Annotated in this window: 9 protein-coding genes; 6 read left to right on the top strand and 3 right to left on the bottom strand. The window is 54.6% G+C overall.

Annotation, left to right across the window (positions count from 1 at the left end; genetic code table 11):
* Nucleotides 1-95 precede the first annotated feature (95 nt).
* Both KRAC_RS30830 and KRAC_RS30825 read right to left on the bottom strand, forming a co-directional pair.
* A complete protein-coding gene (locus KRAC_RS30830) occupies nt 96-836 on the bottom strand; it encodes a hypothetical protein (RefSeq protein WP_007914128.1) in 741 nt (246 codons plus the stop codon).
* 52 nt (nt 837-888) lie between these two features.
* On the bottom strand, nt 889-1,779 hold the full coding sequence (locus KRAC_RS30825; protein ID WP_007914126.1) for a hypothetical protein: 891 nt from the start codon (nt 1,777-1,779) through the stop codon (nt 889-891).
* A gap of 213 nt (nt 1,780-1,992) precedes the next feature.
* On the opposite strand from KRAC_RS30825, the gene fxsT reads away from it, so the two are divergent.
* Nucleotides 1,993-4,602 carry an FxSxx-COOH system tetratricopeptide repeat protein gene (gene fxsT / locus KRAC_RS30820; protein ID WP_007914124.1) on the top strand — a complete coding sequence of 870 codons (2,610 nt, stop codon included), beginning with the start codon at nt 1,993-1,995 and terminating at the stop codon, nt 4,600-4,602.
* Nucleotides 4,603-4,650: 48 nt separating this feature from the next.
* Here fxsT and KRAC_RS30815 read toward each other — a convergent pair whose 3' ends face one another.
* On the bottom strand, nt 4,651-5,721 hold the full coding sequence (locus KRAC_RS30815; RefSeq protein WP_007914121.1) for a LacI family DNA-binding transcriptional regulator: 1,071 nt from the start codon (nt 5,719-5,721) through the stop codon (nt 4,651-4,653).
* A gap of 435 nt (nt 5,722-6,156) precedes the next feature.
* Between KRAC_RS30815 and KRAC_RS30810 the strand changes: the two genes are divergently transcribed.
* The 5 genes from KRAC_RS30810 to KRAC_RS30790 all read left to right on the top strand — a co-directional run bounded on the left by KRAC_RS30810 (nt 6,157) and on the right by KRAC_RS30790 (nt 13,042).
* Nucleotides 6,157-7,095: a hydroxyacid dehydrogenase gene (locus KRAC_RS30810; RefSeq protein WP_211221354.1), complete on the top strand. Its 939-nt coding sequence runs from the start codon at nt 6,157-6,159 to the stop codon at nt 7,093-7,095.
* Nucleotides 7,096-7,229: 134 nt separating this feature from the next.
* Complete coding sequence (locus KRAC_RS30805) at nt 7,230-8,669, top strand: ABC transporter substrate-binding protein (RefSeq protein ID WP_007914117.1); 1,440 nt, start codon at nt 7,230-7,232, stop codon at nt 8,667-8,669.
* Between the two features lie 118 nt (nt 8,670-8,787).
* Nucleotides 8,788-9,789, top strand: a complete 1,002-nt coding sequence (locus KRAC_RS30800) for a carbohydrate ABC transporter permease (protein WP_007914115.1) — start codon at nt 8,788-8,790, stop codon at nt 9,787-9,789.
* A complete protein-coding gene (locus tag KRAC_RS30795; RefSeq protein WP_007914114.1) occupies nt 9,786-10,637 on the top strand; it encodes a carbohydrate ABC transporter permease in 852 nt (283 codons plus the stop codon). The genes KRAC_RS30800 and KRAC_RS30795 overlap by 4 nt, the downstream gene beginning before the upstream one ends.
* 35 nt (nt 10,638-10,672) lie before the next feature.
* Nucleotides 10,673-13,042, top strand: coding sequence for a glycoside hydrolase family 2 protein (locus tag KRAC_RS30790; RefSeq protein WP_007914113.1), 2,370 nt, complete (start codon nt 10,673-10,675; stop codon nt 13,040-13,042).
* Nucleotides 13,043-13,044: the final 2 nt, after the last annotated feature.

The raw sequence follows: 13,044 nt of genomic DNA, 5'->3' as shown, positions 1-13,044 counted from the left end.
CAGTAACTCTGCTGGTAAATCAGGAAATGCGCCACAAGTGGGAGCCCTGTTGTACCTGAACGCTTTTGTGGCGCTTTTGTCACCAAATTTATAGCTTATCCCTGAGGGGTTAGATGCAGACTCTGGCGAAAATTGGCCACTTCTGCCTTCTTCGGATGCCGGGCCCGATGCCCGCGCCCAGTAACTATATACACCACCCCTGTATAGTTCACAAGATAGGCATAACTGCAAGCAAACCCAATCAGCGCGATCAGGGAGATGAGGCGTGTCCATCCTATCCAATCGGGAATAGGAGAGGGCTGAAAGGCGTCACCGAGTAGAATTTCCAAGCCCAGGAAGAAGATGAAGCCAATACTCGATATAAGGGTGGCGCGCAGCCGTCTCTTCTTGCGCTCTTCCAGGCTGTCTACCCTAAATTTGACCTCCTGTTGACATTCCGCGCACTTTACCAGCACCACTCGGTTCCCACTGAGAGGCGGGCTGAACAAGACGGGCTGACTCGCGTAATTGGTGGTTGTTTCGCGTGCTCCCAGCAATGCGCGTTCGCGTGTCTCGACGCTCAGAATATGATCTAATTGCAGCAAGACCTGATTGTTCGGGAGCGGATCCATCAGCCCCTGCTGCCGCCACACTACATACTTAAATGCCGCGCCAATTACTACCAACAGCGCATAGCCATAAAAGATGATCGAGAGAGGATTGAGAAAGCCGGATGGTCCCAAGCCGACAACACCACAACTCGTGCCCAGCGCGAATGCTACAATACAGTGTAACAGTAGCCTTTGCGGTGTACCATTAATTAAGTTGATGAGTCCTCGAATGAGCGTATAAAACATGGATAGCGGTGATCCTCCTTCCTGGAGATAATCTAAATTATAAAAACATGGATTATTTGGCAGACGCGTTTTTTCCCCTATAAAGTGACACGACCCCTTTCAGAAAGAGTGAGATCGCAAGGAGCGCCAGGAGAAGCCAGATGCTAGTACTGATCTCTGGAAAGCCTTCAGTGGGAATCTGCGGGTCTCCTTCAATGGTTCCAAAGATAACCAGGCCGGCGACTAAGACAGGAATAACTACCATGGCGACTAAGAGGTTTCTATTCCCCTTGTCCGATTTTTCTCCTGCCTGTTCGCTCTTCCTTCGCCGGGAATGCCGCCAATCCCAGATATTAGTGACAAGCCATCCAATCAGCAGCAAATAGGTGAGTGCGGTAAACCCGTACCAGAGCGCGCGTCCACCAGACCAGAAATAGCTTTCCTGTGGCAGCAGGTGGATCTGGACAGGAATAGTGAGATCCTCCGAACTATTTCCAACGGGGCCATTTGTGAGGATAGTCCCCGTAATCCGCCCGGAAAGCTGACGGTCCATGGGGCCACTTAGCGATGTGGGAAGAGTCACAACGCCCTGCACTTCGACCTTTTTAGGTTTATTACTGATGGTATATGTATCGCCCCAATTGGGCTGGCTTGGTCCAACAATCTGCAAGGGGGTGCTTAATCCAACCAGTATCAACCGCACGCCTGTGGGACTTGCCCATGCTCCATCGCCTGAACCTGAAAACCCGAGATCGATAACAATGGAGGCGGCTTCCCCACGCATTGTGGTGATGTGTAGGTCCTGTTGATTCTGTGTGATAGCAGTATGCTTCTCTACAAATTGACGCGCCGACAAAATATATCCCGGGACAGCCACAACGATGAGAAGAACCAGAAGCAACCACAAGGACTTGTTCAGAGAGCGCTTGCTACTTTTAGTTGCCTGAATTGGCATTTTTGCCATCAATACACCTCCTTTCTTCCTTCGCTTTCTTGCGACGGCAGCTTTGCGCCTTCCAACGGTATCAGAAGAAACGGAACTTGACCATGCCATTGACCTGCCATTACCCTGACACTTTGCTCCAAATGCTTTACACAGCCGATTTATTTCCTTTATACTGTTCTTACTATGACGTGTCGAGAGAACCCCCTCTCTGAGAAAAGGCAGGAAGATAGCATGCAATTTGGTACACGTTTGCGTCAGGAACGGATACAGCGTCATCTCTCTCAGGAGGCTTTGGCGGAAGCGCTGGGCGTCTCTCCCCGCAGTATCGCTCGCTGGGAGCAAGATCAGGCCCTTCCCCAGGCGTCTGTCCGGCTACAACTCAGTCGTTTCTTTAATCTCCATCCCAAAGAGTTTTTTGGGGAACATGAGGCACTGATACCTCTCAAACCCCTCTGGGGTGTGCCATATCCGCGCAACCCCTTCTTTACTGGTCGGGAGGAGATCCTGCATCACTTGCACGAGCGGCTTAATCGAGAACATACCACGGCCCTCACGCAGTCCTGGGCCATCAGTGGACTCGGAGGCATCGGTAAGACCCAGATTGCGCTCGAATATGCCTATCAGTATCGTCAGGACTATCGCTACATCTTCTGGGTAAGCGCGGCGACACGGGAGAGCCTGTTCGCTGACATTGTGACCATTGTGGACCAATTGCAGTTACCTGAGCGAAACGAACAGGATCAGAAGAAAGTGGTTGCAGCCATCAAACAGTGGTTTGCCTCTCATCAGGAATGGCTGCTGATTCTGGATAATGCCGATGACATTACGATTGTGTCTGACTTTATACCGACGAAACGTTCTGGACACATGTTGCTCACCACTCGTGCACAAGCATTGGGGGCACTGGCACAACGGATCGACGTTGCAACTATGGGGATGGCAGAAGGTACACTATTTTTGTTACGCCGTGCCAAAGTTGTGCCTCCCGATATGTTACTCGATCAGGTTGAGGAAGAAACACTCGCTGCGGCAGAAACTATTGTCACGGAAATGGATTTCCTCCCGCTCGCACTGGATCAGGCAGGAGCATACATTGAAGAAGTAGGATGTAATCTTTCGGCCTATCTGGAACTCTACCGAACACATCGCAAAGAACTTCTGCAACGCCGGGGACACATCTCGACTGACCATCCTGAACCAGTGGCAACAACATGGTCTCTCAACTTTCAGAAAGTTGAACAGGCTAATCCCGGGGCTGCAGACCTTCTGCGTCTCTGTGCCTTTCTGGAACCAGATACGATCTCGGAAGAATTGTTCAGCGGGGGAGGGGCGCAATTTGGCTCGACATTACAGGGGGTCGCGACCAATGCTTTTCGGTTAAACGAGGCCATCGAGGAGCTACGCAAATTCTCCCTCATTCAACGCAATCCTGAGACACAAATGTTGCGTATCCATCGTTTGGTACAAGTTGTCCTCAAGGATGCCATGGCGGTGGAAGCTCAGCGCCAATGGGGAGAGCAAGTGGTACGAGCGACTAATACTGTGTTTCCAGAACGCATTGAGATTGATACCTGGCCCCTTTGTCGACGTTATCTGTCTCAAGCGCAGGTATGCAGCGGGTTGATCCAGGACTACGCGTTCATCTTCGAGGAGGCAGCAGCGCTTCTCTATCGTACAGCAATCTACTTACAGATGTATGCGCTCTATGAGCAGGCTGAGCCATTGTATCAGCAGGCATTGAGTATCTACAAACAGATATTAGAACCAGATAGTCTCGAAATAGCCGCCACACTCAATAGCCTGGCCGACCTCTATCATGTACAGGGGAAGTATAAGCAGGCCGAGCCGTTGTACCAACAAGCCTTACGTATCCGAGAGCAAGCGTTGGGGCCGGAGCATCCTGATGTAGCTAACTCGCTCAACGGATTGGCCCTACTCTATCGCGAGTGGGGGGACTATGAGCAAGCGGAATTGCTGAATCAGCGAGCCTTAGGCATCCAAGAGCAAGCGCTGGGGCCGGAGCATCCCGATATAGCTCGCTCACTCAACAATCTGGCCATGCTCTTTTATGATCAGGGGAAGTATGAGCAGGCGATGCCGTTGTATCAACGAGCCTTACATATTCGAGAGCAAGCGCTGGGGTCAGAGCACCCCGACACCGCTCGCTCCATTAGCAATCTGGCTCTTATCTATCACGAACAGGGAGAGTATGAGCAAGCCGAAACGCTCTACCAGCGAGCGCTGCGCATCCGGGAACAAGTATTGGGAATGGAGCATCCGGATATCGCTCGTGCCCTCAACAATCTGGCTGTTCTCTATTTTGAGCAGAAGAAGTACGAGCAGGCGGAACTGTTGTATCAACGAGCCTTACACATCCGAGAGCAAGCGCTGGGAGCAAACCATCCGGATACTACTGGCCCACTCAATAACCTGGCCAGTCTTTATGTAGTGCAAGGGAAATATAAAGAAGCAGAAGTGATGTACCAGCAAACTCTGCATATCTTTGAACAAACGCAGGGGCCAAACTCTGCTGGCATTGCTCACCCACTCAACGGACTAGCCAACATCTGCCGTGAGCAGAAGAAGTATGAGCAGGCGGAATTGTTGTATCAACGAGCCTTACACATCCAAGAACAAACGCTGGGGTTAGATCATCCTGATACAGCAGAAACGTTGCGCGACCTGGCAGCCCTTAGGGAAACTCAGGGGAACAACGTCGAGGCTGTGTCTTTATACCAACGTGTGCTGACCATCCAAAAGCAGGTTCTGGGACAACAGCATCCGAAAACGGTGGAAACTCAGGAGCGCCTACGTGTTCTACTGCAAGGAATGAATGGGTGAAATGCTGTATTTATATCCCCCTGAGTAAAATACAGGCTTGCGGCGGTCTTAATCGGGCTGAGATGGGACCGCCGGCGAGCAGGTGCTGACTGATTGACGGGTGATAAGTTGACTCGTTATTTCAACACGGATGGGAGCGGCCTCGGGTTGAAGGGCGCGGTAGATCATGCGCTGTACGGCCAGTCTCCCCATCTCCTCGCTGTTGGCGTGTAGAGTGGTAAGCGAGGGGATCAGAAGTGAGGCCGCGGGAACATCATCATAGCCGATCACAGAGATATCTTCAGGTATACGCTTCCCGGCCTCTTGCAAGGCGCGCATGACGCCAATCGCGCTCGCGTCATTGGCACAGAAGACTGCGCTGAAGGGAGGATGCAGCCTGGAGAGCCAGGTTTGCATCATGTGATGCGCATCATCTACCTTGAGCTGGCTTTCAAGCAGGAAGGCGGGATCATAGGGGATATGGGCCTCCTCCAGAGCTGCACGATAGCCAGCCAGGCGGTGTTGCAAGGTGCTCCTCCGCTTACTCTCAGGCTCGGTCATGTGTAGGATGCGTCGATGTCCATGCTGGAGCAGGTGGCGTGTGGCCTGGAGACCTCCGATGAAATTGTTGGGGAGAAAGGTATCAACCGCCAGGTCGCGCTGCTCGGCATTAATTAGAACCACTGATGTTTGAAGGTTAAGGAGCTCTTCAATGAGTTCACGATCATCAATACTCACCAGTAAGATGCCAACCTCTGGACGCCCTCGGGCCTGGGCAAGTATACTGGCTCTATCGGCTGCGCTCTGCTCAACCACGGAATAGTTCAGTAAGATGTCATGCTGACGGCACTCCGCCGCGACACCGTCCAGGATATTGACGTGGAATGTGTGAGGGGCTTTCATCGTAGCGTAGGACGGCGTAAAAAGATGTAGTTGCTGCAACTTGCCGGGCGTTGCCGTGTCCTGGTGTCCAAGCTCCGCCGCACTTTTTAAGACATGATCCCGAAGCTCCTCACTAATACCTTCCACGTTATTGAGCACCCGAGAGACGGTACTGGGGGAGACACCCGCGTGTTTGGCAATAGCCCGTTGTGAGACGCGACGCATTGCCAGTAGGTGAGGGGAAGCGTTGTTCTTCATATGTCCTCTCTTTAGAGTTGGAGGAAATTCCAAATCAGATTTATTTATGTGTATATAGCTTACGCTATTGTGAAATTATGTGCAATAGTGTTTCTGGATTTTACGCTAAATCCGCCTGAAATGCGTACTGAGGAAATGAATTGTGGTTTGATCGAGGGAAGAAACAGAAAATATCGCAACGTTTTCGCAACGTAATGGCTTGAAAAGGTGCGAAGTTCCTCGGTATACTTGAAGTCATAGATTGCTTTGTGTTGCGAAGTTGCAGCGCACTAGATCAAAGGAGAAGTTATCCCGTTACTCTACAGTATCTCGTACTTACTTTTATCAGTTTGCCTCCTGTGATGTATTTCAGCGAAAGGATTCTTCTCTATGCCGCGTCTCAAAGGCATATTTATCTTGCATTCTAGCGCATACGAAGAGATATATGGGCCTGAGGTGCGAGAAGCGATTGACGAATTGATCGATGTGGTTGCGCCGCCTCAGACGGCTGAGGAGATACTCGCCCATCCCGAGCTCTTGCGCGAGGTGGAGGTGATTCTCTCTGGCTGGGGAGCGCCCCTCATAGACGAAGCCTTTCTGGCACATGCCCCTTGTCTGCGGGCCATTTTCTATGGCGCGGGCTCCATTCGCGGCTTTGTCACGGATGCCCTGTGGAAGCGCGGCATCCTTGTAACGAGCGCCCAGGAGGTAAATGCTATCCCAGTGGCGGAATACACACTTAGCGCGATTCTCTTCTCACTCAAGCATGGGTGGCGGCTAGCCGGGCAGGCACGCCAGCAGCAGCGTTTCCCTACACGCGATGGGGTACCTGGCGTGTATGGAGCCACAGTGGGGATTATCTCTCTGGGCATGGTTGGTCGACATGTCCGCGAGTTTCTGCGCCCATTTCATCTGCATGTGCTCGTGTATGACCCCTATGTCTCTCATACTGAGGCAACTGAGCTAGACGTCTCCCTCTGTTCTCTGGAGGAACTCTTCCATGAGGCTCAGGTTGTGTCTCTGCACACGCCACTGTTGCCCGAAACCACAGGCCTGATACGTGGTACTCACCTCTCCTCTATGCGGAAAGGATCCACGTTTATCAATACATCGCGTGGAGGATTGGTGCGGCATGAAGAGTTGATCGCGGTGCTGGAGCAGAGAAGTGACCTGCACGCGGTTCTGGATGTGACCGATCCAGAGCCGCCGCAGCCGGACTCTCAGCTCTACACACTACCCAACGTTACGCTCACGCCACATATTTCTGGCTCGCTTGGCTCAGAGCGTCGCCGCCTGGGCCAGGTGATGTTGGAGGAATTGCAACACTTTGTTGCGGGAGAACCACTGCGCTATGCGATCACGCGGGAACGGCTCTCGCTGATGGCAACTCCATAGCTCTGCCCACCGCAACGTAGCCCATGTACAATGTCGTTTTATTTTGTTCAACAAGCTGATCGTGCTTGGTAACTCATACACAAGTATCCATTTACAACGTCGTTTGGTTCAGTTCAACAGGAAGGGTTCTTCATATGCGTCAATGGCGCCGTCTGGCATTTGTTGCCCTGATGTTGCTGAGTATGCTACTTACCGCCTGTGGCGGGGGCAGCGCTCAAGCAACTACTGTCTTAAAGATCGCCGACTACTCCCCTGAACAGAAAGCGTTTCATGAAGCGGTTGCTGCCGAGTATCATCGACTGCATCCCGATGTGACCATTCAGTGGCAATCGACGGCGCAGGCCCAGTACCTGCAATCGTTGCCGCTCTCGTTCCAGAGCCACCAGGCTCCAGATATTTTCTTCTACAAGTCGCAGATTTCTCCCGAGCTCTCCATGTCTTTCCTGCTCAAGCAGGGATGGATTCGCCAGCTCGATCCCACGGGTAATCCAGATCAGAGCTTCTTGAGCCGCTGGTCCTCTGGCATGTTCCAGGAAGGGATCAACGAGCACAACGGCCAGGTGTATGGCTTTCCCTTCACTGACAACGTGATCTGGGGTCCGGGCTTTATGTTCTACAATAAGTCGCTCTTTCAGCAGGCTGGCCTCGATCCCGCCAATCCGCCCACAACCTGGAGTCAGTTTACCTCCGCCTGTCAGGCAATTAAAGCCAAGACCGGGAAATATTGCCTGGGTGTATCGCTCAAGGGGACCGATTTCCAGCGCATGTGGTATCCCATCGCTGGTTCAATCATGACCGACCAGTTCTTTGACTACAAAACCGGGACCTTTGATCTCAACAATCCACAGTTGCTGCAGGCCTTCAGCTTTATTCAGAGCCTCTACCAGAAGGGGCTAGTGGCTCCTGGTGTGAACGACAAGACCTTCTCGCGCCAGCAGCTAGCCAGTGGACAGGTGGCCATTTACTTTGACGGTACCTGGCTGCCCAGCACCTTAACGCAGCTTGGTTTCCCCGAGAGCCAGTATGGCATCGCGGCGCCTCCTTCCCCTGACAGTGGTCCTCGTGGTGCCGAGGCGATCTTGAATACGCAGAATGTCTACTGGGTCAGCAGTCAGACGCAGTATGCCAACCAGGCCTGGCAGTTTCTCCAGTGGATGACTGACCCGACTGGCTTTTTCGCCAAGAACTATCTGAAGGATGGCTTTGGCACCCTGGCCTTCGCGGATAATAAATCGCTGATCACCGATCCAGCCATGAAGACCATGGAGCAGATTGTGGCTAGCGGCCTGCGTGTGAACTATCCTGAGCCGCTGCTCAAATGCCCCGACTTGGCGAAGTCACAGGCCTATTCCAAGGCCGCAGGGACCAAGCCCAACGGCGAATGGCAGACCATGGTTGACGCCATTGTCAAGAATACGCCGCTGAAGCCAGGCGCTGATCAACTGGTGGTGCAGCGCCAGAAGACCTTCCTCGATACGTTGCAGCAGGAGGCGGCCTCGGGCCTGAAAGTCTCGCAGTCCTGCTTCGCGTTCTCCAATTGGAACTATAACGAGAATTATACAGGCGGGTATTAGCCTGTAGTAGGGTCTTGCCTGCGGCTACTCGGGCTATTGCCCGAGTAGCCGCAGGCAAGACCAAATCACCGCGACGTTGTTAGCATCGCCTACTCGCGATCTGAAGAGAAGGTACACAATGGGTAAAGTTATAGAATCCTCTCGCTCACTTGCTGCATCCGCCTCGGCAGGTGGAGGAAAACGGGTTCAGACGCGTGTTCGTGGCAAGGGTACAACGGGCTTCTGGATCTTCCTTTTTCTACTGCCATTTCTCCTGTTCTTTGGCGCCTTTACGCTCTGGCCGCTGCTGGCTACCGTGGTCTACTCGTTCTTTGATTGGAATGGCATTGATGCTCTCTCCGCGCAAAACTTTGTCGGCTTGAGCAATTACCTGGAACTCTGGCATGATCCCTTGTTCTGGCAGTCTTTCTGGAATACCCTGCTCTTTGCTCTGGCCAATACCGCCATCAAGCTCCCACTTTCGCTCTTTCTTGCCATTATCCTGACACGCAAGTGGCTCCGGTTTAAACGCTTTTTCCGCACGGTCTTCTTTGTGCCGATCATTCTGCCTGTTGCGCTTGCCGGACAGATCTTTACTTTCCTGCTTAATCCCTCCAATGGGGCGTTGGATAGCTTTCTGTTAGGGACCGGGCTGATCAAGCAACCTATCGACCTGCTGGGAAATGGGAACACGGCCTTGTGGACCGTTATTCTGATCTCCGTCTGGCAGATCTTCGGGCAATATATGCTCTACTGGATGGCCGCGTTACAAAATGTGCCAGAGGAGCTCTATGAGTCCGCACAGATCGACAGGGCTAACGCGTGGCAGCAATTTGTACATATTACGCTGCCCACGATCGCGCCTATGGCGATTGTGATTACACTGCTCGGCCTCGTTAATTCGCTGCATGTCTTTGGCATTGTCGTGACCATGACCAGCGGCGGCCCTGGTACCAGCAGCTACGTACTCTCCTATTATATCTACGAGGCGGCCTTCCAGAACCTGCCCTTCCGCTATGGCTATGCCTCGGCGACAGCCGTCCTGTTTATCCTGCTGGCGGCGATCTTTGTTATTATTCAGTGGTGGCTGGGGCGTGATAACGCGCAGACCACGCGCCAGCTTGGTGGAGGCCGCGCATGAAATCGCTCTCACAACGGAGTGGAGGCCGCTTCCTCCGCTACAACCTGATTACGATTACTCTTCTGCTGCTGGTTGGCTTTTTCTGGGTCTACCCCTTTCTCTGGGCGATCGCGGGCGCGTTCAAGACGCAGAGCGGCCTGTTTGCTTCAGGTGTCAGTCTGCTGCCCAACCAGTGGGATTTCTCTAATTTCCAGCGCGCCTGGGTGACTGCTGGCTTTGGTCAGTATTTCTTCAATACATTGCTCTACTCTACTGCCTCTACGGTGATTGAGCTGTTCAAATCGGCGCTCTGTGGCTATGTCCTGGCGCGCTATCGCTTCCCTGGACGCAACCTGCTCTATGTGCTAATTGTCGCCACGCTCTTTGTGCCGCTGGCCTCGATTGTCCTGCCGCAATTCCTGGTGGTGGAGTCGCTGGGCCTGCTCAATACCCAGGCCGGGGTCATCCTGGCCTTCTCCGGGGCCACGGGCGCCCTCTATGTGCTGCTCTTCGTCAACTTCTTCAAGGCCATTCCTGAAGAGTTGTTTGACGCGGCAAAGGTCGATGGCGCGGGCTTTGTGCGGCTCTTCCGCCTTGTCTTCCCGCTGGCGCGCCCGGTGATCGCAACGGTGGTAATTTTCAACTTTATCGCCACATGGAATGATTTCAATATTCCGCTGATCTATACTTTGAGTGCGCCGGATCTGCGCAACCTGGCCGTAGGCATGTTCGCCTTCCAGGGCGAGAACTCTTTTGACTGGACCGGCTTTGCCGCGGGTACCGTCATCTCATTTGTGCCTGTGCTGCTGGTCTTCCTGGCCTTCCAGGGATACTTTGTACGCGGTCTCTCAGGCGCGGTGAAAGAGTGATTTAAAGAGTATTTGCTAGAAAGAAAGATAGGCGTATGCGCCATCAAGCTGCTAAATGTATAAATGAAGCGTGGCGTTTTCACCTGGGGGACCTTCCGCCCTCGGACGTGATGCGGGCCGAGGGGCAGACCTGGAGCGGTGTCACGCTGCCTCATAGCTGGAACACTCTGGATGCGTTGGTGCTAGAGGAAGAGCACCACTACACCCGCGCGGTGAGCTGGTATGTGCGCGAGTTTGAGCCGCCTGCCGCTGGACAGCGCCTCTGGGTGGAGTTTGAGGCCGCCTCGCAACGCGCCAGTACCTGGTGCGATGGTGTGTGCCTGGGAGAGCATGCCGGGGGCTATACGGCTTTCACGGTGGAGCTTCCCAGGCAGCCGCAAGGGAGCATGCCGGGAGAGCCACTGACGCTGGCGCTGCGCGTGGATAACCTTCCCGATCCCGATCTCATTCCCTCTGACATGTCGGACTTCTTCCTCTATGGTGGCCTGACACGCAACGCCTGGTACTATACGACCGGCTTGCGCCGCCTGGCGAGCCTGCGCTGTGAGACGGAGGTGAGTGTGGAGTCAGCCACACTCGCCATTCGTGGCCATCTCGATGCACCGCCTCCGCGAACGCTGCGCCTGAGCGCCCGGCTCCTCTCGCCCCAGGGCGAACTGCTCAGTACCATCGAGGGGCCAGTTACAGCAGAAAGCTTCGAACTTCCCGCTTATATTATTAAGCAACCGCAACTCTGGTCTCCAGGCCAAGCGGTCCTCTATACCGTAGAGGTGACGCTGCTGGATGGCGAAGAGGCCTGGGACGTGGTCACGGAGCGGATTGGCCTGCGCTTCTTCGACTTTCCCGAGGGTGGCACCTTTCTCCTGAACGGGGAGCCGCTCAGGCTGCATGGTACGCACCGGCATGAGGATTGGGCAGGCTATGCCAGCGCCGTCCCTGATGACCTGTCGCGCCAGGAGTTGCGGCTGATCAAGGAGGCGGGCTTTAACTTCGTGCGCCTGGGACACTATCCGCAGGCGCGGACGGTACTGGAGGCCTGTGACGAACTGGGCCTGCTGGTCTGGGATGAGCTGCCCTGGTGCCGGGGTGGCATTGGCGGCGAACGCTTCCGCGCTCAGACTCAGGCGATGCTTGAGGAGATGATCGAGCAGCACTATAACCACCCCTCCATCGTCATGTGGGGCCTGGGCAACGAACTGGATTGGGAGAGCGAGCATCCAGATTCCAGCGATGAGAAGGTCTGCGCCTTTTTGCAGACCCTGCACGACTTCGCCCATGCCCGCGATCCTCAGCGCCTGACCGCCCTGCGGCGCTTTGAGTCGGGGGCGAGTATCGTGGATGTCTATTCGCCCTCGATCTGGTCAGGCTGGTATCGCGGGCGCTATGAAGACTATGAGGCGGCGCTCAACGAGGCCCTGGCGCGCCATCCCCGCATGCTGCATATCGAGTGGGGTGGCGATAGTCACTGCGGCCGCTATAGTGCTGGCGAACATATCGGCGCGGAAATCAGGCAGGAGAGCGACCACGCGGAGCGGCCAGGCATCGCGACCGGTGTAAGTGGTCCAGCGCGTGGTAGCCGGGATAGCGACTGGAGCGAGAGCTATATTCTCGATCTGATGGAGTGGCACCTGCAAGTCCAGCTCCGAACCCCGCGCCTTGTAGGCAACGCGCAGTGGGCGTTTAAGGACTTTGGCACGCCGCTGCGGCCCGAGAATCCGATCCCCTACGTCAACCAGAAGGGACTGCTGGACCGGGCGGGTCAACCCAAAGCGCTCTACTACCTCTTCCAGAGCTACCTGGCGACCACGCCCATGTGCTTTATTGAATCGCCAACCTGGAGCATACGTACAGGCCAGCCCGACGCGTTACAGCGTGTGCGCGTCTATTCCAACTGCCCCCAGGTCACGCTCTTTGTGAATGGTCGGGATTGTGGCAAGCGGCGGCGCGACGGCACGGCCTTTCCCGCCGCGGGCCTGGTCTGGCATGTCCCTCTGCGCCTGGGGGCAAACGAGCTGCGTGCCGCGGGCCTTGCCGCCGATGGACAGTGCGTAGAGCATACGATTAGCATGGAGTATCACGAGGCCGCAACGGGTCCCGGCGCCGCCTTTCAGTGGCAGGTTCAGCCAGCAAAGGCGGTTGGTGGCGAGGAGGGGCGACAGGTCACCATCCAGCTTGTAGACGCAGATGAGCATCCCCTTATCGAGGATTGCCGGCGCGTCTCCTTCGAACTTCGTGGTGCTGGAAGGTTGCTCGCATGCCTGGGGATCGCCGGTGGAAGCAGCGTGATTGAGCTCGCCAATGGGCGCGCCAGTATTACCGTACTGGCTAAGGAAGCGACTACGCTGCTGGTCAGGGCCGACAAGCTTCCAGAGACACTTATTCCCATCGAACCAGGAGATAGATAAAT

The organism is Ktedonobacter racemifer DSM 44963, from assembly GCF_000178855.1.
Lineage (GTDB): Bacteria > Chloroflexota > Ktedonobacteria > Ktedonobacterales > Ktedonobacteraceae > Ktedonobacter > Ktedonobacter racemifer.
The sequence above is the reverse complement of the archived record's forward strand: the minus strand, read 5'-3'. Positions and strand labels throughout refer to the sequence as shown.

Coding starts and splice junctions, on each gene's coding strand:
- KRAC_RS30830 (WP_007914128.1), bottom strand. CDS start 836: ATGTTTTATACGCTCATTCGAGGACTCATCAACTTAATTAATGGTACA.
- KRAC_RS30825 (WP_007914126.1), bottom strand. CDS start 1,779: ATGGCAAAAATGCCAATTCAGGCAACTAAAAGTAGCAAGCGCTCTCTG.
- fxsT (WP_007914124.1), top strand. CDS start 1,993: ATGCAATTTGGTACACGTTTGCGTCAGGAACGGATACAGCGTCATCTC.
- KRAC_RS30815 (WP_007914121.1), bottom strand. CDS start 5,721: ATGAAGAACAACGCTTCCCCTCACCTACTGGCAATGCGTCGCGTCTCA.
- KRAC_RS30805 (WP_007914117.1), top strand. CDS start 7,230: ATGCGTCAATGGCGCCGTCTGGCATTTGTTGCCCTGATGTTGCTGAGT.
- KRAC_RS30800 (WP_007914115.1), top strand. CDS start 8,788: ATGGGTAAAGTTATAGAATCCTCTCGCTCACTTGCTGCATCCGCCTCG.
- KRAC_RS30795 (WP_007914114.1), top strand. CDS start 9,786: ATGAAATCGCTCTCACAACGGAGTGGAGGCCGCTTCCTCCGCTACAAC.
- KRAC_RS30790 (WP_007914113.1), top strand. CDS start 10,673: ATGCGCCATCAAGCTGCTAAATGTATAAATGAAGCGTGGCGTTTTCAC.